The 20,674-nt window shown below is 72.0% G+C and carries 22 protein-coding genes; 9 read left to right on the top strand and 13 right to left on the bottom strand.

The genetic code is table 11. From position 1 onward, the window contains the following. Positions 1–51: 51 nt before the first annotated feature. Complete coding sequence (locus IDM46_RS11570) at positions 52–666, top strand: lectin (RefSeq protein ID WP_185115793.1); 615 nt, start codon at positions 52–54, stop codon at positions 664–666. Positions 667–709: 43 nt separating this feature from the next. On the opposite strand, the gene IDM46_RS11565 is transcribed toward IDM46_RS11570, so the two are convergent. The 6 genes from IDM46_RS11565 to IDM46_RS11540 form a co-directional block, all read right to left on the bottom strand. Continuing rightward, a complete protein-coding gene (locus tag IDM46_RS11565) occupies positions 710–1,087 on the bottom strand; it encodes a Na+/H+ antiporter subunit G (protein WP_182824655.1) in 378 nt (125 codons plus the stop codon). Then, a complete protein-coding gene (locus IDM46_RS11560; protein ID WP_255492303.1) occupies positions 1,084–1,326 on the bottom strand; it encodes a K+/H+ antiporter subunit F in 243 nt (80 codons plus the stop codon). Before IDM46_RS11560 ends, IDM46_RS11565 begins: the two co-directional genes overlap by 4 nt. Positions 1,327–1,394: 68 nt before the next feature. Further along, on the bottom strand, positions 1,395–1,886 hold the full coding sequence (locus IDM46_RS11555) for a Na+/H+ antiporter subunit E (protein ID WP_182824657.1): 492 nt from the start codon (positions 1,884–1,886) through the stop codon (positions 1,395–1,397). Then, the gene (locus IDM46_RS11550; RefSeq protein WP_185115791.1) at positions 1,883–3,436 is read right to left on the bottom strand and encodes a monovalent cation/H+ antiporter subunit D; all 1,554 of its coding nucleotides are present in this window, start codon (positions 3,434–3,436) and stop codon (positions 1,883–1,885) included. Before IDM46_RS11550 ends, IDM46_RS11555 begins: the two co-directional genes overlap by 4 nt. Next, positions 3,433–3,795 (bottom strand): Na+/H+ antiporter subunit C, encoded by a 363-nt coding sequence (locus IDM46_RS11545; RefSeq protein ID WP_185115790.1) that lies wholly within the window; start codon positions 3,793–3,795, stop codon positions 3,433–3,435. Before IDM46_RS11545 ends, IDM46_RS11550 begins: the two co-directional genes overlap by 4 nt. Further along, complete coding sequence (locus IDM46_RS11540) at positions 3,795–6,626, bottom strand: monovalent cation/H+ antiporter subunit A (RefSeq protein WP_182824663.1); 2,832 nt, start codon at positions 6,624–6,626, stop codon at positions 3,795–3,797. The genes IDM46_RS11545 and IDM46_RS11540 overlap by 1 nt, the downstream gene beginning before the upstream one ends. A 109-nt stretch (positions 6,627–6,735) precedes the next feature. On the opposite strand from IDM46_RS11540, the gene IDM46_RS11535 reads away from it, so the two are divergent. Beyond that, a complete protein-coding gene (locus tag IDM46_RS11535; RefSeq protein WP_182824665.1) occupies positions 6,736–7,620 on the top strand; it encodes a nucleoside-diphosphate sugar epimerase in 885 nt (294 codons plus the stop codon). Position 7,621: 1 nt separating this feature from the next. On the opposite strand, the gene IDM46_RS11530 is transcribed toward IDM46_RS11535, so the two are convergent. The 3 genes from IDM46_RS11530 to IDM46_RS11520 form a co-directional block, all read right to left on the bottom strand. Then, positions 7,622–8,509: a DMT family transporter gene (locus IDM46_RS11530; protein ID WP_182824667.1), complete on the bottom strand. Its 888-nt coding sequence runs from the start codon at positions 8,507–8,509 to the stop codon at positions 7,622–7,624. Positions 8,510–8,601: 92 nt separating this feature from the next. Beyond that, on the bottom strand, positions 8,602–9,087 hold the full coding sequence (locus tag IDM46_RS11525) for an Mpo1-like protein (RefSeq protein ID WP_185115789.1): 486 nt from the start codon (positions 9,085–9,087) through the stop codon (positions 8,602–8,604). A 60-nt stretch (positions 9,088–9,147) separates the two neighbouring features. After that, positions 9,148–10,122: a mitochondrial fission ELM1 family protein gene (locus IDM46_RS11520; protein ID WP_185115788.1), complete on the bottom strand. Its 975-nt coding sequence runs from the start codon at positions 10,120–10,122 to the stop codon at positions 9,148–9,150. Between the two features lie 84 nt (positions 10,123–10,206). Here IDM46_RS11520 and IDM46_RS11515 point away from each other — a divergent pair, with 84 nt between their 5' ends. From IDM46_RS11515 to IDM46_RS11495, 5 genes are all read left to right on the top strand, one after another. Beyond that, positions 10,207–10,797, top strand: a complete 591-nt coding sequence (locus IDM46_RS11515; RefSeq protein ID WP_185115787.1) for a malonic semialdehyde reductase — start codon at positions 10,207–10,209, stop codon at positions 10,795–10,797. Next, positions 10,797–11,573: a hypothetical protein gene (locus tag IDM46_RS11510; protein ID WP_185115786.1), complete on the top strand. Its 777-nt coding sequence runs from the start codon at positions 10,797–10,799 to the stop codon at positions 11,571–11,573. The genes IDM46_RS11515 and IDM46_RS11510 overlap by 1 nt, the downstream gene beginning before the upstream one ends. Positions 11,574–11,638: 65 nt before the next feature. Next, positions 11,639–11,839: a zinc-finger domain-containing protein gene (locus IDM46_RS11505; protein WP_182824677.1), complete on the top strand. Its 201-nt coding sequence runs from the start codon at positions 11,639–11,641 to the stop codon at positions 11,837–11,839. A gap of 25 nt (positions 11,840–11,864) precedes the next feature. Continuing rightward, on the top strand, positions 11,865–12,992 hold the full coding sequence (locus IDM46_RS11500) for a glycosyltransferase (protein WP_185115785.1): 1,128 nt from the start codon (positions 11,865–11,867) through the stop codon (positions 12,990–12,992). Continuing rightward, positions 12,976–14,316: an O-antigen ligase family protein gene (locus tag IDM46_RS11495; protein WP_185115784.1), complete on the top strand. Its 1,341-nt coding sequence runs from the start codon at positions 12,976–12,978 to the stop codon at positions 14,314–14,316. The genes IDM46_RS11500 and IDM46_RS11495 overlap by 17 nt, the downstream gene beginning before the upstream one ends. Here the strand turns inward: IDM46_RS11495 and lpxL are convergent. After that, positions 14,282–15,187, bottom strand: a complete 906-nt coding sequence (lpxL, locus tag IDM46_RS11490) for an LpxL/LpxP family Kdo(2)-lipid IV(A) lauroyl/palmitoleoyl acyltransferase (protein WP_185115783.1) — start codon at positions 15,185–15,187, stop codon at positions 14,282–14,284. The two genes, IDM46_RS11495 and lpxL, sit on opposite strands and share 35 nt — an antisense overlap. A 67-nt stretch (positions 15,188–15,254) precedes the next feature. Here lpxL and waaA point away from each other — a divergent pair, with 67 nt between their 5' ends. Further along, positions 15,255–16,565, top strand: coding sequence for a lipid IV(A) 3-deoxy-D-manno-octulosonic acid transferase (waaA, locus tag IDM46_RS11485; protein ID WP_185115782.1), 1,311 nt, complete (start codon positions 15,255–15,257; stop codon positions 16,563–16,565). A 51-nt stretch (positions 16,566–16,616) separates the two neighbouring features. Here the strand turns inward: waaA and IDM46_RS11480 are convergent, their stop codons facing one another. The 3 genes from IDM46_RS11480 to IDM46_RS11470 all read right to left on the bottom strand — a co-directional run bounded on the left by IDM46_RS11480 (position 16,617) and on the right by IDM46_RS11470 (position 19,492). Next, positions 16,617–18,029: a TolC family outer membrane protein gene (locus tag IDM46_RS11480; RefSeq protein ID WP_185115781.1), complete on the bottom strand. Its 1,413-nt coding sequence runs from the start codon at positions 18,027–18,029 to the stop codon at positions 16,617–16,619. A 26-nt stretch (positions 18,030–18,055) separates the two neighbouring features. Then, entirely contained in the window at positions 18,056–18,709 is a 654-nt protein-coding gene (locus tag IDM46_RS11475) for a protein-L-isoaspartate O-methyltransferase (protein ID WP_182824690.1), read from the bottom strand. A 126-nt stretch (positions 18,710–18,835) separates the two neighbouring features. Further along, a complete protein-coding gene (locus IDM46_RS11470) occupies positions 18,836–19,492 on the bottom strand; it encodes a TetR/AcrR family transcriptional regulator (protein ID WP_185115780.1) in 657 nt (218 codons plus the stop codon). A gap of 82 nt (positions 19,493–19,574) precedes the next feature. Between IDM46_RS11470 and IDM46_RS11465 the strand changes: the two genes are divergently transcribed. Next, positions 19,575–20,669, top strand: coding sequence for an efflux RND transporter periplasmic adaptor subunit (locus IDM46_RS11465; RefSeq protein WP_182824694.1), 1,095 nt, complete (start codon positions 19,575–19,577; stop codon positions 20,667–20,669). The last annotated feature ends 5 nt before the right edge of the window (positions 20,670–20,674 follow it).

The raw sequence follows: 20,674 nt of genomic DNA, 5'->3' as shown, positions 1-20,674 counted from the left end.
TTTTGTCGTAGCCTTGGGCACTGCGTTTTTCTTGCCTCAGGAGCCTGCCTCATGCGTCGTGCCGCCCCGTTGATCGCCATCCTCAGCCTTGCCCTGTCCGCCTGCAGCGGGGAGCGTTCGCCGTCCACGCCCGATGTGACGGCCGCGCCCGGCGCCGACGCCGCGCCCGTGGCGGCGGTCGAAGGTCCGCGTGCGATCCCCGACGCCGGCGACGCGCGCATGAACGGCTATGGCGCGCTCGACCTTGGCCTGACCGCGGCGGAGGCGAGCGCGGAATGGACCGGTGGTGCACTGCAAGGCAAGCCCGACCCGCGTGACCCCGCGGCCTGCTTCCACATGAGCCCGGCGGGGCAATCCACACCGGCACAGCTCGCCTTCATGTTCGAGAACGACCTGCTGGTGCGGTACAGCGCCGAGTCGCCCGACATCGCCGCGCCCGGTGGCGGCAAGGTGGGCATGGACGAGGCCGCGCTCCAGGCGCTCTACGGCGGCACGCTGGAAACCATGCCGCACAAGTACGTGCAGGGGGGCAAGGTGCTGAAGTCCGCCGAGGACGGAGGCGGGCTGCCGTCGAAGCTGGTGTTCGAACTCGACGCCGGCGGCAAGGTCACCTCGTGGCGCGTCGGCATGGTGCCGCAGGTCGACTACGTCGAAGGTTGCAGCTGAGTCAGCCGCGTGGCCTGCGGCGCGGCGATGCCCGCTGCCGCGGTCAGATCGCTTCGTCGTCGCCGCCGTCGGGGCGTGGCGGCACGTGGGTGTCCTCGTCCGACTTGCCGGGAAGCTGCGGGCGCTCGTCCATGCGCAGCGAGAGCGCGGCCTTGGACATCAGGTGGGCGCTGATCGGCGCGGTGATGAACAGGAATGCGGCGATGAGCAGTTCGCGCGGCTGCGGGTCGCTGCCGATGAACAGGTGGTAGCCGACCGAGGCGGCGAGCACGCAGCCGACGCCGAGGGTGCTGGCCTTGGTGGGCCCGTGCAGGCGCTTGAAGAACTCCGACAAGCGCACCAGGCTGATGCCGCCCATCAGGATGAAGAAGCTGCCGACCAGCAGCAGCGCGACCAGCAGCAGTTCCCAGAAGACGCTCATTCGACGATGTCCCGGCGGATCACGTACTTGGACAGCACCACGGTACTCACGAAGCCGAGCATCGCGATGATCAGCGCGGCCTCGAAGTACACCGCGGACTTCAGGTACATGCCCAGCAGCATCAGTTCGGCGATGGCGGTGACGTTGAGGGTGTCGAGCGCGAGGATGCGGTCGGGAAGGGTGGGCCCGCGCAGCAGGCGCCACAGCGCGAGCAGCATCGAGGCGCCGACCGCGTACATCGACACGCCGATGGCCACGTCGATCAGGCCATGGCCGAACAGCTGCAGGCCGGCGAGCTCGGCCGTGTTCAAGGGAAGATCTCCATCAGCGGGCATTCGTAGCGGCGCTTGATGTCGGCCACCACCTGCGCCTCGTCGTCGAGGTCGAGCACGTGCACGAGCAGATAGCGGCGGTCATCGGACAGGGCCGCGGTCACCGTTCCGGGTGTCATCGTGATGCAGCAGGCCAGGGCGGTGATGCCGTGGATATTGTCCAGTTCCAGTGGATACCAGATGAACCCGGGGTGGATGTTCCGCTCGGCCCCCAGGACCTGGCGCGCCACGCGCAGGTTGCTCAGCACGATGTCCCACAGCAGCACGGCCATCAGTCGCGGCAGCGGCCGGACGCTGCCGATGCGCGCGAACTCGCGGTCCAGGCGGGTGGCGAACAGCGGGACCACCAGCCCCAGCAGCAGGGCCAGCACGAACTGGGCGAGGTCGAACTCGGACACCATGAGCATCCAGAACGCGACGATGCCGAGCGACAACGGCATGGACGGAAGCCAGCGGCGGCGGTTCATGGCCGCCTCCCCTGCGGCAACGTGGCGCGCAGCTGTTCGACGAGCGCGGCCGGCGCCAGCAGCTGGCCGGCGGCGGCCTGGGTGTAGCGGAGGATGGGGGCGGGTGCCAGCGCCATCGCCACGCCGTAGGACAGCAGCAGCATCGTGGCCAGCGTTTCCGGCAGGCGCGCGCGCCCCAGCCCGCCCGCGCTGGCGGCATGTTCGGCGGCCGCCGCGGCGATCGGCGCCGGTTTCCAGAAAATCCGCGTGCCGGCGCGGGTCATGCCCACCACCACCAGCATGCTGCTGCCGAGGATCACGGGCCAGGCCCATCGCACCGCGGCGTCGGGCACCGCCTGCAGCAGCAGGGTCTTGCCGATGAATCCGGACAGCGGCGGCAGGCCGGCGATCGACACGCCGGCGACGAGGAACATCACGCCAGCCATGGTGCGCACCCCCGGCGCGGGTGCGAACGCGCGCAGGGCGTCGCCGGCGTCACCGCGCCCGCGGCGCACCAGGTCCGCGATCAGGAACAACGCCGCGGCCACGAAGCTGCTGTGCACCAGGTAGTACAGCCCGGCGGCGATCGTGCCCGGCTCGCGCAGCCCGAAGGCGATGAACAGCGTGGTCGCCGACACCAGCACCAGGTACACCACCAGCACCCGCAGACGCGTCGCCGCCATCACGCCCAGCGCGCTCAGCACCAGTCCGGCGATGGCCGCCGGCAGCATCCAGCCCCAGCCGTAGCCGGCGAGCGCACCCGCGGGTTCGCCGAGCAGGAGCGAGCCGACGCGCAGCACCGCGTAGATGCCCACCTTGGTCATGATGACGAACAGCGCGGCCACCGCCGCGGGCGCACGGGTGTAGGTTTCCGGAAGCCACAGGTAAAGCGGCAGCAGCGCGGCCTTGGCGCAGAACACCACCAGCAGCAGGCCCAGCGTGGCCTTGGCGAGCGGCAGGTCGCGCGCCGGCAGCTCGGCCACGCGCACCGCGAGCTCGGCCATGTTCAGCGTGCCGAACAGGCCGTACACCAGGCCAAGCGCGATCAGGAACAGGGTGGCCGATGCCACGTTGAAGACCACGTAGTGCAGGCCCGCGCTCATGCGCACCCCGCGGCCGCCTGACAGCAGCAGCCCGTAGGACGCGATCAGCATCACCTCGAAGAACACGAACAGGTTGAAGATGTCGCCGGTCAGGAACGCCCCGTTGAGGCCCACCAGCTGGAACTGGAACAGCGCATGGAAATGCGGTGCGCGACGGTCCCATCCGGAGCAGGCGTGCAGCAGGCAGGCGGCGGCCAGCAGCGAGGTGGCGAGCACCATCAGCGCCGCCAGGCGGTCCACCACCAGCGCGATCCCGATCCGCGCGGGCCAGTCGCCGACCAGGTACACCATGACCTCGCCGTTGCCCGCGCGTGCCACCAGCATCACCGCGGCGGCGAAGGTCGCCAGCATCGAGATCCAGCCCACCGAACGCTGCACCACGGTGCCGACGCGGCGGTGCTCCACGAACAGCGACAGCGCGCCGCCGAGCAGCGGCAGCAGGATCGGCAGGATCGGGAGCTGGCTCACGCGTCCTTCCCCGGGCGGTCGATCATGTCGCCGGCGTCGACGTGGTCGCTGTCGTTGTCGGCGCGGCTGCGCATCGCCAGCACGATCATCACCGCGGTCATGGCGAACGAGATCACGATGGCGGTCAGCACCAGCGCCTGCGGCAGCGGGTCGGTGTAATTGGCCAGCGTGGCGTCGACGCCCTGGCGCAGCACCGGCGGCTTGCCCACCACCAGGCGACCGCTGGAGAAGATCAGCAGGTTGGTGGCGTACGACAGCATGGTCAGGCCGAGGATCACGTCGAACGAGCGCGCGCGCAGCATCAGGTACACGCCCACGGACACCAGCACGCCGATTCCGCTGGCAATCGCGAATTCCATCAGTTGGCCTCCCCGGTGACGGCCGAGCGCGTGGCCGGATCGATGGTGCCGCGGTGCGCGACCATGGTCTTGGATGGCTTCAGCGTGCCCATCATCGACAGGATCAGCATCGTGCTGCCGAACACCACCAGGTACACGCCGACATCGAACGCCGCCGCGCTCGCCAGCGGGATGACGCCCAGCAGCGGCAGTTCGAGGTCGTAGTGCCCGCTGGCGAGGAACGGCAGCCCGAACACCATGGAGCCCGCGCCCGCGGCCAGCGCCACCATCAGCCCGATGCCGATGGCGCGGATGTAGTCGAAGCCGAAGCGTGACTCCACCGACTCGGCACCCTGGATCACGTACTGGATGAGCAATGGCACCGCCAGCGTCAGGCCGGCGATGAAGCCGCCGCCGGGCGCGTTGTGGCCGCGCAGGAACAGGAAGATCGACACCACCAGCGTCAGCGGGAACATCATCTGCGCCAGGTCGGCCGGCACCGGCAGCTTGACCGGCGGGCCGGGCATGATCTTTTCCGGCGCCATCCGCGCGCGCCTGAGCAGCGCATGCACCACCAGGCCGGCGATGCCGAACACGGTGATCTCGCCGAAGGTGTCGAAGCCGCGGAAGTCGACCAGGATCACGTTGACGATGTTGCTGCCCCAGGCCTCGGGCAACGCGCGCGCGGTGAGCTCAGCGGCGACGCCGTTGGAAGGCGGCCGCACCATCATGGCCCAGGCCAGGCCGGCGGTGCCCGCGCCCGCCACCACCGCCACCAGGCCGTCGCGCACGCGGCGCGGCAGCGATCGCGTCGGCGGCGAATCCTTGGGGAGGTAATGCAGGCCCAGCAGCAGGAGCGCGACCGTCACCAGTTCAACCAGCAGTTGGGTGAGGGCCAGGTCGGGCGCGGACAGCGCCACGAAGGTCATGCTCACCGCCAGCCCGCAGCCACCCATCACCACCACCGCGAGCAGGCGCTGGCGGTACAGGGCCAGGGTGGCCAGCGCGCACCCGACCAGCATCAGCCACAGCACCCAGGCCAGGCGCACCATCGGTCGCGACTCGTACACCAGCGCTTCGCGCGGTTCGCCCCAGCCGGCGACGAACGGCGCGGCGCCCGCGGCGATCGCCACCAGCACCAGCCACAGCAGGCTGCGCTGCATGCTGCCGTTGGCGATGGTGTGGGTGAAACGCCGCGCCAGGCGGAACAGTGCCTCGATGTTGAGGTGGAACAGCCGCCGCCCCTGCGAACGCTGCACGATGGCGTGCAGGTCGAGCACCTTGCGCAGTCCCAGGTACAGCACGACACCGCAGGCCACGCCGCCAAGGCTCATCAGCAGCGGCATGTTGACGCCGTGCCACACCGACAGGCTGTACGCGGGGACCGCGTCGCCGAGCACGCCCCGCGCAGCGGTGGCCAGCAGCGGGCCGATGGTCCACTGCGGCGCCACGCCCACCGCCACGCAGGCCACCACCAGCACCGCGACCGGGACGCGCATGAAGGCCGGAGGCTCCTGGATGTCGTGCGACACGCCCCGCGGCCCGTTGCCGAGGAAGGTGTCATGCACGAAGCGCAGGCTGTAGGCGACGCCGAAGGTGGCGAACAGGAACGCGGCCACGGTGATGAACGTGCGCATCGCACCGTCGCCACCGATCTCCAGCGCCTGGGCGAAGAACATTTCCTTGGACAGGAAACCGTTGAGCAGCGGAATGCCGGCCATCGCCAGCGACGCGATGATCGCCAGCGCGCTGGTGTAGGGCATGAGCCGCCACAGCCCGCCCAGCCGGCGCATGTCACGGGTGCCGGTCTCGTGGTCGATGATGCCCGCGGCCATGAACAGCGACGCCTTGAACGTGGCGTGGTTGAGGATGTGGAACAGCGCCGCCACCACCGCCATCGGCGTCGACAGGCCGAGCAGCAGGGTGATCAGGCCGAGGTGCGAGATCGTGGAGTACGCCAGCACGCCCTTCATGTCGTGCTGGAAGATGGCGTTCCACGCACCGATCAGCAGCGTCAGCGCACCGATGCCGGACACCACGTAGAAGAACAGGTCGGTACCGGCGAGCGAGGGATGCAGCCGTGCGAGCAGGAACACGCCGGCCTTCACCATGGTCGCCGAGTGCAGGTAGGCGGACACCGGGGTCGGCGCGGCCATCGCGTGCGGCAGCCAGAAGTGGAACGGGAACTGCGCGCTCTTGGTGAACACCGCGGCCAGCACCAGGCCCAGGATCCACGGATAGAGCTCATGGGCACGGATCGCATCGCCCGACGCGAGCACGGCGTCCAGCTCGTAGCTGCCCACCACGCGGCCGATCAGCACCACGCCGCCCAGCAGCGCCAGGCCGCCGGCCGCGGTGATGGTCAGCGCCATGCGCGCGCCTTCGCGGGCGTCGTCGCGGTGGTACCAGAAGCCGATCAGCAGGAACGAGCTGATCGAGGTCAGCTCCCAGAACACCACCGTGAGCAGCAGGTTGCCGGACAGCACCATGCCCAGCATCGCGCCCATGAACAGCAGCAGGAAGCAGAAGAAACGCCGGGTCTTCTCCTGCGGCCCGAGGTAGTAGTGCGCATACATCACGACCAGGCCGCCGATGCCCAGCACCATCAGTGCGAACATCCAGGCCAGGCCGTCCAGGCGCAGGCTCAATGCCAGGCCCGCCTGCGGCAGCCAGTCATGCATCGCGCGCGGGATGTCGCCCGCCATCACCGCCGGGGTCATCCAGGCCAGGATCACCAGGCCCAGCAGGGGCGCGAGGCCAGCCAGCCATGCACACGCGCGGGCCGGCGCGTCGCGAAGGATCGCGAGCGCCAGCGCGAGCAGGAACGGCAGGGCCAGCATCAATTCCAGCATCGGGGTCCTTGTCGTCGGAGGATGGCCACGACGCACGCGGCAGCCGTCGATTCTAGCAGCGGGCGACGGCGGTTCCTTCCGCGCGCGCGGCTTCGCCTATGCTTCGGCGATGGAATCCGGAGCCCACGCAGGTGCGCGCGCGCTGCTGTTCGGCGGCAGCGGCCAGATCGGTGCGGCGCTGCTGCCGCGGCTGCTGGCGGCCGGCTGGCGCGTGGATGCGCTGTCGCGGTCGCCGCAGGCCGCGGGCGCCGGCGTGCGCTGGCTGCGCGGTGGTTTCGACGCCATGCCCGCGCTCGAGGCGTGCTACGACGTGGTGCTCGGTTGCGGCCCCCTCGACCACTTCGCGCGCTGGTTCGAAGACGCGCGCATCGACACATCGCGGCTGGTCGCATTCGGCTCCACCAGCCTCGCGGTGAAACAGGATTCGACCGACGCCGCCGAGCGCGCACTCGCGTCGCGCCTGGCGCTTGCCGAAGCCCGCCTGTTCGCCACCGCCGCGGCGCGCGGCACGGCGGCCACGCTGCTGCGCCCGACGCTGGTGTACGGCGCGGGGCGCGACCTCAGCCTCTCGCGGATCGCCGCGCTGGCGCGGCGGCGCGGCTGGTTCCCGCTGCCGCGCGGTGCGCACGGGCTGCGCCAGCCGGTACACGTGGACGATCTCGCGGCCACCGCGATGTGGGCCATCGCGGCCGGGCCGGCCAGTCATGGCCGCGGCTATGACCTCCCCGGGGGTGAAACCCTGGCCTATCGCGACATGGTGGCGCGCGTGCTTGCCGCACTGCGACCGCCGGCGCGGCTGGTCGAGCTGCCCGCGCCGGTCTTCGCCGCGCTCGTGGCGACGGCGCGCGCGGCGGGGCGCCTGCAGGGCTTCAGCGCGGCGGCCCAGGAACGCCTGCGCCACGACCTGGTGTTCGATGCCCGCCCCGCACGGGATGATCTGGGCCACGCGCCGCGCCCGTTCCGGCCGGACGCGGCGATGTTCGAGCCGCGCTGACTCAGATCTCGCGTGCCGGTGGCAGCGGCCGCGCGGTGGCCATCGCGCGCAGCGCGATCGCGACCACGCCGCCCAGCACCAGCGCACCGCCGATCCACAGCTGCGGGCCGGGCCGGTCGCCCCAGAACACGATGCCCAGCAGCACCGCCAGCAACGGCGTCAGCATCAGCCACGGCGTGAGCTGCGCCACCGGATGGCGCTGCAGCAGCAGGAAGTACACGCCGTGGCCGAGCAGCGAGGCCACCAGCGCCGAGTACGTCACCCCGATCCACGCACGCGGCGAGAACGCGGCCAGCGCCGCCACGCCACCGGGTTCGAGCAGCAGGCTGATTGCAAGCAACGGCAGCACCGCGATCAGCGCGCTCCAGCCCTGCTGGGTCAGCATGCCGATGCCGCCGAGGCGCCGCATCAGCACCGTGCCCAGCGCCAGGAAGCCCGCCGACACCAGCATCGCCACGATCGCGGCCGGCTTTTCGACGATCGAGGGATCGAAGCCGATCACCAGCACGCCGATGAAGCTCACCGCGATCGCGGTGCCGGTGCGCCAGGCGAAGCGCTCGCCCAGCACCGCCCAGGCCAGCAGCGCCGACATCGGAACGTAGCTCTGCATCACGATCGCCACCGCGGACAGCTCGCCGGCCAGGCGCAGCGCCCAGAAGCTCAGCCCGAAGTGCAGCACGTTCATGCACAGCGCCACGGCCAGGAAACGCGGCCACTGCGCGCGCGGCACGGGTTTGAGGAACGGCAGCAGCACCAGCGCCACGATGCCCATGCGCAGCGCGGTGTACAGGAATGCCGGCATCTCGAGCAGGGCATACGCCGAGAACAGGAAATTGCCCGCCCACGCCATGCAGATGACGAGGATCAGGACGAGGTCGCGAGGAGACATGCGCCATTGTCGCCCCTGCGGGCGGCCATCGCGCGTGCCGGCCGCCCCGCGTCATGGCATGCAGCGTTGCGCGTTGCCGCGCGGGGCAGGCGCTACCAGCGCCAGCCCAGGCGGCGGTAGAGCTTGGACAGCACCCAGGCCGGGCCGATCAGCAGGTACACCAGGTCGGTGAAGAAGCTGGGCTTGCGGCCTTCGATGCGGTGGCCGATGAACTGCGCGATCCACGCCACCACGAACACGCCCACCGCCAGCGCCAGCAGCCCGCGCGTGCCGAGCGCCGCGTGCAGCCACCAGCACAGCGTGGCCATGGCCACCAGCTGCACCGCCATGCCCACGCCGAGCGGGCGCGAGGCGCGCTGGTAGAACAGCCAGGCCGCGAACATCGCCAGCGCCGCCCACACGCCCTGGCGGAGCGCGGTACCCGGCGACGGGATGCACCACAGCAGGGCGATCACGCTCCACAGGATCGCCGGCACCGCGACCACGTGGATGGCCTGGTTGCGTGCGTTGCGGTGGTCGCCGGAATAGCTGGCGAACCAGCGGTCGATGGGACGGTCGGTCTGGCTTGCGATGTCCATGGCGTCACCGGTGCGCGGATGGGGCGAGGATAAGCCAAGCCGCATTGCCACGCGCCATCGTCAGGCGAGCCCGAGCCGCGCACGCACCTCGCAGGCGATGCGCGCGGTCTCGCGCAGCGGAATGGCGATGTAGGCGTCCAGTCGCTCGTCCACCGCGCGGATGCGCCCACGTGCCAGCAGCTCGTCGACGAAGCGCCTTGGCCGCCCGCGCATGCGTTCCGAGCCGGCAACGAACACCGGGACGGCGGTGGCACAGGCTTCGGACAGCATGTTCACCGAGTCGGCGGTGCACACGATGCGGTCCGCCCAGGCCAGCATGCCGGGGTAGGGGTTGCGGCCATCGGTGTCGTCCACCCAGGCCATCAGTGGCACGCGGCCGCGGTGCGCGCGCAGGGCATCGCGCAGTGCGGGCGGCGTGCGGCGCGAGGCGGTCACCAGCAGGCTGCCACCCTCGCGCGCGGCCACGGCATCGATCCGCGCCAGCAGGGCGTGCAAGGCCGCGAGGTCGAAGCCGGCGTGCGCGCTCGGGCCACCGAGCAGCAGCGTGGTGCGCGGCGACGGCAGCTCCGCGAAGTGGTTGAACGCGGCGCGCGCGCGCGCCAGCCAGGCGTCGTCGACCGGATGCAGGCTGCCCAGCGTGGTGATCACGTTGTCGCCGCGCAGGCCGTCATGCGCGGGCGCGATCACCAGGTCCCAGTGGCGCGGGTCGATGCGCGGATCGAGCACCTGCACCGCGCGTGCGCCGCGTGCGCGCAGCAGTCGCGTGGCCAGCGCCGCCTGCCGACCGCAGCCGACGGCGACCAGCGGTGGCGCGGCCAGGCTCGCCGCGAACGGCGCGCCGAAGGCCTGCGCCGCGCCCGGCAGGCGGCGGGGTGCCACCCACGACCACGGTGCACGCGCGGCCAGCGTCACATCGGCCATGGCGCCGATGGCCAGCGCGCCGGCGAGCGCGGTGGCCTGGCGCACGTTGCCGGCGCGGCCATCGCTCAGCGCCCAGGCGACGGCCGGGTGCGCGCGTTCTGCTGTCGTGACCATCCGTTCCGGGGCCGGGCCTGTGGTTTCTCCGGGCGGACTCTACACTTCCCCGTCCAGCCGAACCCGCGATCGAGAGGACACCTGATGACCGATGCACTGCCCGCCACCGCGCTTGCCCGCCTGTTCCGCGAGGCCCGCACCCACAACGCGATCGGCGGCGAGGTCGGCGACGACACCCTGCGCGCACTCTACGACCTGGTGAAGTTCGGGCCCACGGAGGCCAACGCCTGCCCGGCGCGCTTCGTGTTCGTGAGGTCGGCGGACGCCAAGGCGCGGCTGGCCCCGGCGCTCAGCGACGGCAATCGCGACAAGACCCTGGCCGCGCCGGTCACGGTGATCGTCGGCCACGACCTGGCGTTCTACGACAAGCTGCCGGTGCTGTTCCCGCATACCGATGCGCGCTCGTGGTTCGCCGGCTCCGACGAGGCGCGCCTGGAGCGCGTGGGCCTGCGCGGCTCCAGCATGCAGACCGCCTACCTGATCCTGGCCGCGCGCGCGCTGGGCCTGGACTGCGGGCCGATGACCGGCTTCGACAACGCGATGGTCGATGCGGCGTTCTTCCAGGGCACGGCGGTGCGTTCCAACATCCTGGTCAACCTCGGTTACGGCGACCCGGCGCAGCTGTTCCCGCGTTCGCCGCGGCTGTCGTTCGACGAGGCCGCGAGGATCGAGTGATGCTGCCTGTGGGCACGCTGCTCCGACCCGCCGCCGCACGCGGTCGCATCATTGCCGGCGGCGTGGACGCGTGGCACGCGTTCTCACGCGGCGACGCCATCGATCGCGACTGGATGGGCTGGGGCGCGCTGCGGGTGCTGTCGACCCAGGACTGGGCACCCGGCGCGGTGGCCGAGGCCGTGCGCGTCGCCAACATGGAGCTGGTGCTGCTGGTGCTGGACGGCCGCCTGCGCATCGCGTGCGCCGGCCTGGATCCGCGTGAGGTCACCGCCGGCGGCGTGGCGTGGATCGGCGCAGGCCACGGCATCGAGTGCCGGCTTGAAAATGCGTCGACCGCCGCGCCACTGCGCCTGCTGGAGGCCTGGATCCAGCCGGATCGGGTGAACGCGACGCCCGGCATCGCGGTTGCGCCGGCTCCGGCCGCGGCACGCAACGCGTGGCACACGCTCGCCGCCGGCGGGGTGTTCCACGGGGCCACGCGACGCGCCGGTTCCGCCGGAGCGAACCGTGCAGCACGCGATGGCGGTCCGCTCCTGCTGCGCCAGGACGCGCGCCTGCGTGTCGCACGCGTCGACGCCGGCGCATCGCGCGCGCTCGGCGTGTTGCCTGCACGCCGCGGCTGGCTGCAACTGCTCGAAGGCGCCGCAGTGGTCGATGGCCAGGCCATGTCCGCGGGCGACGGGCTCGCCTGGAACGCGGCCGCGCCCGCGCCTGCGACGCTTGTGGCCGCACCCGACACTGCCGCGCACGCGCTGCTGTTCGAACTGCCGGCCTGATCCCGGGCCGTGCCGCTGGCGGCGCGGTAAACTCCGGTCCCTGCTCTCCACCTGGCATCGCAACCATGTCCACCGCCCCGACGCAGTCCACCGTGGCCAACGCCCAGACGCAGTACGAGGTCCGGCGCGCCGACCTGCCGCTCAGCTGCCCGTTGCCGGCGATGGCGCTGTGGAACTCGCATCCGCGCGTCTACCTGCCGATCGAAGCCGACGGCGGCCAGGCTGACTGCCCGTACTGCAGCGCGCACTTCGTGCTGGTCGACTGAGGCCGGCACGGGCGGCCGCGGGCGCATGCACCGGCCGCTGACGGTCCTGCAGGTGTTGCCGGCGCTGGAGTCCGGCGGCGTCGAGCGATCCACCATCGAAATCGCCGCGGCGCTGGTGCGTGCCGGCCACCATGCCCTGGTCGCATCGGCGGGCGGGCGCCTGCTGCCGGCGCTGCGGGCCACCGGTGCGCTGCACGTGGACCTGGCGCTGGGCCGCAAGGCGCTGGCCACGCTGGGCCTGGTGCGGCCGCTGCGCCGGCTGTGCATCGAACACGGCGTGGATATCGTGCACGCACGCTCGCGGCTGCCGGCGTGGATCGCCTGGCGCGCGCTGCGCGGGATGCCCGAGTCGCATCGCCCGCGCTTGGTGACCACGGTCCACGGCCTGAACTCGCCTTCGCGATACAGCGCGATCATGACCCGCGGCGAACGCGTGATCTGCGTGTCCGACACCGTGCGCGCCTACGTGCTGCGCGCGTATCCCGGCATCGATCCATCGCGCCTGCGCGTGATCCCGCGTGGCATCGATCCCGCATCGTTCCCGCGCGCTCCGTGGCCGGACCCGGCCGCGCGCGCGCGCGCCGCCGCGGCCGACAGCCGCCTGGGCGGCGCCGGCCCGCTGCTGCTGCTGCCGGGTCGCGGTACGCGGCTCAAGGGGCATGGCGATGCGCTGGCGCTGCTGGCCGCGCTGCGCTCCGACGGCCTGGACGCACGCCTGTGGATGCCGGGCGCGCGCGACCCGGCGCGCGCGGCCTACGTGGCCGAGCTCGAGGCGTCCGCGACCACGCTCGGCATCGCCGGGGCGGTGGTGATCGCCGCGCCGACGTCGGCCATCGCCGATGCCTACGCCGCCAGCGACCTGGTGCTGCAGCTGTCGCGCAAGCCCGAAGCCTTCGGGCGCACCGTGGTCGAGGCATGGGCGGTCGGCCGTCCGGTGCTGGGCTGGGACCATGGCGGCGTGGGGGAACTGCTGCGCGAGCTGCAGCCGGAGGGCGCGGTGCCCGCGTTCGATGCCGCGGCGCTTCGCGCGCGCGCGCGCGCGCTGCTCGGACAGCCGTCACGGCGACCGGCTACGATGCCGGCCATTCCCGTGACCTACTTGCTCCGCACCATGCAGGACGCCACGCTCTCGGTCTATGACGAACTCCGCTGACACGCTGCCGGCAGGCGCGCCCGCAACCGCCGGATGGCGCTGGGCACCGCACTGGGTACTGGCTTTCGTCGCCCTCTGGCCTGCCCCGGGTTATGCCGAGGGCGTGATGGTGCTGGGTGCGCTGCTGGCGATCGTCAAACTGCTCGCCGCGCGTTTCCGCGGCGGCGCCGTGCTGCTCAGCGGGCCGGCGTGGGCGCTGACCAGCGTGTTGTTCTTCGCCTACTGGCTGCCGGAACTGCTGTCCGCCCCGGACGCGGTGGATCCGGCGCGCGCGCTGCGCGAAGCCGCGGTCGACCTGCGCTACCTGCCGTTCCTGTGGCTGGTGGCGATCGCCGTGGCCAGCGAGCGCGGGCGTCGGCTGACCTTCATCGGGCTCGCGGTGATCGTGGGCGTGTGGACGCTGGACGCGCTGGCCGAAGTCGCCTTCGGCACCAGCCCGCTGTTCTGGGGGATCGATGCCGCCAAGCAGGCAATCAGCGGGCGGCCGATGTGCAACCTCGACGAACTGGCGCGCGTCGACCGCCTGGGCGGCGTGCTCGGGCCCTGCAACCTCAAGCTCGGCGTGGTGCTGGCCAGCCTGTCGCCGTTTGCGCTGTACGCCGCCGGACGACGCTGGCGCACGGCGGGCTGGGTGGTGGCGGCCGCGGCGATCGGCATCGTGATCGTGTTCGCGGGCTCGCGCGCGTCGTGGCTGACCTACGCGCTGGTGCTGGTGCTGTCCGGCTGGCGCCTGCTCGGCTGGAAGCGCCTGCTGCTGGTGTTCGCGTTCGGCCTGGCCACGGTGCTGGCGCTCGGGCTCGCGTCGCCGGAGGTCCGCGACCGCATCGAACGCACCACCCATGCGCTGTCGGCGGACGAGACCGGCGTCGACAGCGCGCTGTCCGGACGCACGCGGATCTGGGGCGCGGCGCTGTGCATGGCGCGCGCGCACCCGGTCAACGGCGTCGGTGCGCGCGGCTTCCGCGAGGCGTTCCCGGCGTGCGATCCGCAGTCCGGCGAAGTGCCGGCCTGGGGTGAAGGGCCGGCGCTGCACGCCCACCAGATCGTGCTCGAGGTGCTGAGCGAAACCGGCGCCATCGGCCTGCTGCTGTGGCTGGCCGGCCTGGCGCTGGCACTGCGCGCCTGGCGCTTCGCCGACGTCGCCGCGCGCGAGCGCGCGCGGCCGGCGATGCTGGCCCTGCTGGTAACGGTGTTCCCGCTCAACACCCACCTGGCGTTCTATTCGACGTTCTGGGGTGGCCTGACGCTGATGCTCGCCGCGCTGTATGCCGGCAGCCTGCTGGCGCGCGTCAGTACACCGAGCCCCCGTCCGGACGCCGCTTGAAGCGGCGGTGGATCCACAGGTACTGCTCGGGCGCGGCGCGCGCCATGGTCTCGATCGCGGCCATGACCTCGGCGGTGTCGGCCACCGCGTCCGCGGTCGGATATCCGGCGGTCGCGGGGAACAGCCGCAGCGTGTAGCCGCCGTCGTCGCGGCGCGCGTGCTGGTAGAACACCACCGCCGCGCCCGACATCCGCGCCAGCTGGTGGGTGGATTTCAGGCTGTGCGCGGGCTGGCCGAAGAACGGCACGAACACGCTGTCGCCGCGGCTCGGGTCCTGGTCGGGCGCGTACCAGAGCAGCCCGCCGCGCTTGAGGTGGCGCACCGCGCCGCGCAGGTCCTGCTTGGGGAACATCGCCGCGGCATAGCGGGCGCGACCGCGGCGCACCGCCCATTCCATGGCCGCCTGCGCATGCGGCCGGTACATGCCGGCCAGCGGGATGTGGTCGCACATCAGCCGGCCGCAGACCTCGAGCGTGGTGAAGTGCCCGGAGACCACGATCACCCCGCGCCCGTCGGCGCGCGCCGCGTGCACGTGCTCGAGGCCTTCGACCACCAGCCTGCGGCGCAGCGGCGCCACCGAGCCCCACCAGGCGCGCGCGAATTCGAACAGGCCGATGCCGATGGCGGCGAAGTGCCGGCGCAGCAGCGCCTCGCGCGCGGTGGCGTCGAGCCCGGGGAAGCACAGCGCGATGTTGCGCGCGGCGATGTCGCGGCGCCGCGGCAGCGTGGTGCGCAGCAATGCGCCGAGCGCGCGACCCAGGGAACGCTGCAGTGGCCACGGCAGGCGCGCCAGCAGCGCCATCACGCCGATGCCGAGCCAGGTGGGCCAGTGGCGCGGCGCCAGCGGCGGCGAGTGATCGAGGTCGGCCATGCAGGGATTCTACCGGTCGGGGCCGACCGGCCCGCCGCAGGCGCGGCGGCTTCGCTATCCTTGCCGCATGAAGGCCGCCCCTAGCGAACGCGCCGTTGAACGCCTGCTGCGCGCGCTGTATTCGGCCGTGCTGTACCTGCTGGTGCCGGTCACGGTGTACCACCTGATCTGGCGCGGATTCCGCCAGGTCGGCTACCTGCAGCGCTGGGACGAGCGCTACGCGATCTATCGCGCACCACCCGCCGCGGGCGAGTGCGTGTGGGTGCACGCGGTATCGGTGGGCGAAGTGAATGCCGCGGCGCCGCTGGTGAACGCGCTGCTGGCCGCGCGGCCCGACCTTCGCCTGCTGGTGACCACCATCACGCCGACCGGCTCATCCCGGGTGCAGGCGCTGTGGGGCGACCGGGTCGACCACGTGTACCTGCCTTATGACCTGTCCGGTGCGGTGCGGCGGTTCCTCGACCACCACCGGCCGCGACTCGCGCTGGTGCTGGAGACGGAGTTGTGGCCGAACCTCCTGTTCTGCTGCCGCGACCACGGCATTCCGGCCTACCTGGTCAACGCTCGCCTGTCGGAGCGGTCGCTGCGTGGCTACCGCGTGCTGCGCCCGCTGGTGGCGCGGGCGCTGCGCACGCTGGCGCGCGTCGCCGCGCAGTCCGAGGCCGACGGCGAGCGCTTCGTGCGCCTGGGCGCCGAGCCCGCGGCGGTCACCGTGCTCGGCAACCTCAAGTTCGACATCACCGTGGACGACGCGGCGCGCCGCACCGCCGCCGCGTTCGCCGGGCACAGCGGTGGCCGCATGGCGTGGATCGCGGCCAGCACGCACCCCGAGGAGGAAGCGGCGATCATCGCCATCCACCGGCGCCTGCGCGAACGCTGGCCAACGCTGCTGCTGCTGTGGGCACCGCGCCATCCGGAACGCTTCCGCGCCGTCACCCAGGCCTGCGTGGAAGCAGGCTGGCGGGTGGCGACGCGCCAGTTCACGCACTGGCCTGACGGCAACGACGACGTGTTCGTGATCGACACGCTCGGGGAGCTGGCGCAGTTCTATGCCTGCGCGCGCGTGGCCTTCGTGGGCGGCAGCCTGCAGCCGGTCGGCGGACACAACCTGCTCGAGCCGGCGGCGCTGGGCGTGGCCGTGGTGACCGGGCCGCACCTGCACAATTTCAGCGACATCGCACGCCAGCTCGACGAAGCCGGTGCGCTGCGCATCGCCGCCGATGCCGACGCGGTCGGCCTGGCGGTGGCCGGGCTGCTCGCCGATGACCAGGCGCACGAGGCAATGGCCCAGGCGGGCCTGCAGCTGGTGAAGGCCGGGCGTGGCGCACTGGCGCGCACCATGGAGCTGATCGCGCCGAACCTGCCGCCGGCGCCCTGAACGCAACAGGGCGCCGAAGCGCCCTGTTTGCCTTGCCGCCAACTGCCGCGCTCAGCGGCCGTTGGTGCCTGGCGCCTGCAGGCGCGTCTCGGCGTCGACGGTCAGCAGGCGATTGACGTCCTGCACGCTTGCGATGTCGATGGTGCCGGCCGCCTGCTCCAGCAGCAGCCGGTTCTGCAGGAAGTTGTAGCGCGCCAGCGCGTACTCGCGCTCGGCGTTGAACAGCGTCTGCTGGTTGTTGAGAACGTCGAGCACCGTGCGCGTGCCGACTTCCAGTCCGACCTGCGAGGCGTCGTACGCGCTTCGTGCGGAGAACACCGCGGCCTTGCGCGCCTCGACCTCGCTGATGCCGGCCACCAGCGTCTGGTAGGCATTGCGCGTCTCGCGCACCAGCGCGCGGCGCTCGGCCTCGTACTGGTCCTGGCGCACGTCGCGGGTGGCGATGGCCTGGCGTACGCGGGACTGGGTGGCGCCGCCGGCGAAGATCGGCACGTCCAGCGTCAGGCCCACGCTGCGCGACTTCGACTCGGCGTCGAGCCGGGCGATGGCGCCGCCCGGCAACGCCGTGGGGTCGCCCCAGCGGTCGGTGTCGCCGTAGCTGCCGGACAGGTAGATCGTGGGCAGGTGGCCCGCCTTCGCGGTGCCGACATCGTGCCCGGCGGCCTGCAGCTGGTGTTCCAGCGCCTTGAGGCCCGGGTTGTTCTCGACCGCGCTGGAAACCCAGCCGTCGACGGCCTGCTCGGTGGGCAGCGCGGGGCGGAAGTCTTCCGGCAGGCCCTTGAGGTTGCGGACATCGGTACCGGTGATCTGGCGCAGCGCCTGGTAGGCGTCCTCGAGCGCGTTGCCGGTGACGATGGTGTTGGCGCGCGCGCTGTCGTACTGCGCGCGGGCTTCGTGCACGTCGGTGATCGGCGCCAGGCCGACTTCCAGGCGCTTGTCGGCGAAGTCGAACTGCTTCTTCAACGCCGCCTCCTGCGCCTGCGCCGCGGCCAGGGTCTCGATGGCGACCAGCACGTTGAAGTACGCCGCCGAGGTGCGGGTGATCAGCGAGTCGCCGGCCGAGTCGAGCGTGAAGTCGGCCGCGGTGGCCAGTTCGCGCTGCGAGCGAAGGTTGCTGATGCGGCCCAGGTCGAGCACCGCCTGGTTGAGATTCACGCCCAGCGAACGGGACGTCACTTCGGACTCGCTGCGGCCGACGAAGGACTGTCCGGTAAGTTCGTCGATGTCGCGGCCCGAGGTCTCGGTGCGCGAGCGCGACAGCGACGCGCTGCCGCCGATCTGGGGCAGCAGCGACGCGCGCGCCTGCACCGCGCCTTCGCGCGTCGCGAGCCGGCTGGATTCGGCGGCGGAAAAGGTCGGATCGCTGTTGCGGGCCTGCTCGTAGGCCTGCAGCAGGTCTTCGGCCGATGCCGCGGCGGGCAGCAGTGCCAGGAGGAGCGCGAGGACGAGGGGACGACGGGTCATGGAGGATCCTTGGTGTGGACTGGCGTTCAGAACGCGAATGCCGGCACGGGGGCCGCGCCGGCCAGGTAGGCCAGGTCGGTCTCGAACAACGATTCCGTGCGCGCACCGTTGACGTCGGCGTGCATCAGCACCGCCTCCATCACCGGCGCGCGGCCACGGACGATGAACATGCGGCCGCCGGGACGCAGCCAGCCGAGGAAGTGGGGCGGGACCACGTCGACGCCGCCGGTGACGCAGATCGCATCGAACTTGCGGTCGGTGTTCCAGGCGAAGGCATCGGCGTGCTCGACGTCGACATTGTCCAGGCCTTCGGCGTGCAGGGTGGCGAGGGCGGTGGCGGCGAGGTCGCCGTGGCGTTCGATGCTGAGCACCGAACGCGCGAGGCGGCCGAGGCACGCAGCCAGGTAGCCGCTGCCGGTGCCGATCTCGAGCACGTCCTCGCTGCCGTCGAGCGCCAGCGCCTGCAAGGCCCGGCCTTCGACCACCGGCTTCATCATCGACTCGCCTTGGGCAAGCGGGATCTCGAGGTCGGCATAGGCGAGCGCGCGGTGCGCGGCCGGAACGAAGGATTCGCGCGGCAGCCGCACGATCACGTCGAGGACGCGGGTGTCGAGCACCTCCCACGGACGAACCTGCTGTTCGACCATGGCTTCGCGGGCTTTGGCGTAATCAAGGGTCATTGGGAGCCTGGCGGTCTGGGTGACCGGCCATTTTAGGTGAAATCGCGGGAAGGCACGCTGACAGCATGGTGGCGCGGGCGGCGCGGCCTTGAGTGCCGGAAGTCACCGGGACCGCCGGCGGGGCGCTCAGCCGGCCTCGCGGCGGCCTGCGAAGGCGCGCAGGAACAGGTCGACGCAGGACGCGAGGTGCGCTTCCACGTCGGTTTTCGTCGCGGTATCGGGGTAGCCGATGACCAGGCGCGCATGCGCCTCGCCCTTGACCAGCGAGAAGAAATGCCCGGCGGCGCGCGCCGGATCGCCGACGTCGAGTTCGCCGGCGGTCTGCCGCCGCGCCAACAGCGCGGCAAATGCCTCGTGCAGCCGAGCCGGCCCGGCATTCCAGAACTTGCAGGCCAGCGTGGAGTCGACCCGGGGCACGCACAGCATGCGGTGGCTGGCCACCGCTTCCGGCGCCGTGGCCAGCGCGTGGTAGGCCCGACCGATGTCCATCAGCCGCTCGCGCAGCGGGGTATCGGGGGATGGCTCGAACAGCGCCGTGGGCAACTGCTGCTCGCAGGCGGCGTTCACCGCCGCGACGAACAGCGCGTCCTTGTCGCCGAAGTGGCTGTAGATGGTGAGCTTGGACACGCCGGCCAGCGTCGCGATCTGGTCCATGCTGGCGCCGTCGAACCCTTGGCGCGTGAACATCTGCTTGGCGGCATCCAGGATCGCGGCGCGCTTGGCCAGGTCCTTGGGCCTGCCAGGCGCGGGTCGGGGAGGGGGCTGGGCTGCGCAGGCGGACATGTCCAAATACTAGACCATGGAGTTTGATAATTATAGGATGACCGCCGTTTTCCCATGGCCACGCGGCCAACACGGAGAGGCCATGGCAAGGCGGTCCTGGTTGCTGGCGGGTGCCATTGTTTCCAGCCTGGCCGCCTGTGGCGAGCGCACGCCGGCCGAGCCGCCGCCGAGACCGGTGCTGGTGGCGCATCCCGCCGCGTCCGGCGCGGGCGTCGCCGCGTTCGCCGGCGAGGTGCGTGCCCGCGAAGAGAGCCCGCTGGCGTTCAGGGTGGGTGGCATGCTGGTGCGGCGCGCGGTCGATGTCGGCGCCCGCGTCGAGCGCGGCGTGCTGCTTGCCGAACTCGATCCCGGCGATTTCGCGCTTGAGGCCGGTGCCGCGCAGGCCCGGCTTGCCGCCGCCGAGGCCGAACTGGTCCGCGCCCGCGCCGACCGGGCGCGCTACGCCGCGCTTGCCGAGGACCAACTGGTCAGCCGCTCGACGCGCGACGCGCAGGAGGCCACCTACCAGGCCGCCGCCGGCCAGGCGCGTGCGGCGCGCGCGCAGCTGGACGTGGCACGCAACCAGTCCGGCTACGCCACGCTGCGCGCGCCCGCCGCGGGCGTCATCGCCAGCCGCCAGGCCGAAGCCGGCCAGGTGGTCGCGGCGGGGCAGACGGTGTTCACGCTCGCCGGCGACGGCGGCCGCGAGGTGGCGATCGCGCTGCCTGAATCGCGGATCCGCGATTTCACGATCGGCCAGCCGGTCAAGGTCGAGCTGTGGAGCGCGCCGGGCGTGCGCCTGGACGGCACGATCCGCGAGATCGCCCCGGCCGCCGATGCGCAGGCGCGCACCTATGCCGCGCGCGTGGCGCTGGACGCCGATGCCGCGGGCCGCGTCGACCTTGGCCAGAGCGCCCGCGTGTTCGTGCGCGCGGCCGGCGCCGTGCCGCTGTCGGTGCCGCTGCCTGCCGTGCAGCGCGGTGCCGACGGCACGGCCAGCGTGTGGGTGGTGGATGGCGACGCGCGCCTGAAGGCCGTGCCGGTGGAGCTGGGCCCGTTCGGATCGGAGCGCGTACCGGTGCTGGCCGGGCTGTCGGCCGATGACTGGGTGGTGGTGGCCGGCGGGCACCTGCTGCGCGAAGGCCAGGCCGTGGCCCCGGTTGACAGCGACAACCGCCCCGTCAACCCGTCGCCGTGAGCGGC

Source organism: Luteimonas sp. MC1825 (genome assembly GCF_014764385.1).
Classification (GTDB): domain Bacteria; phylum Pseudomonadota; class Gammaproteobacteria; order Xanthomonadales; family Xanthomonadaceae; genus Luteimonas.
Note: the sequence above shows the minus strand (reverse complement) of the source record. Positions and strands in the feature narration are given on the sequence as shown.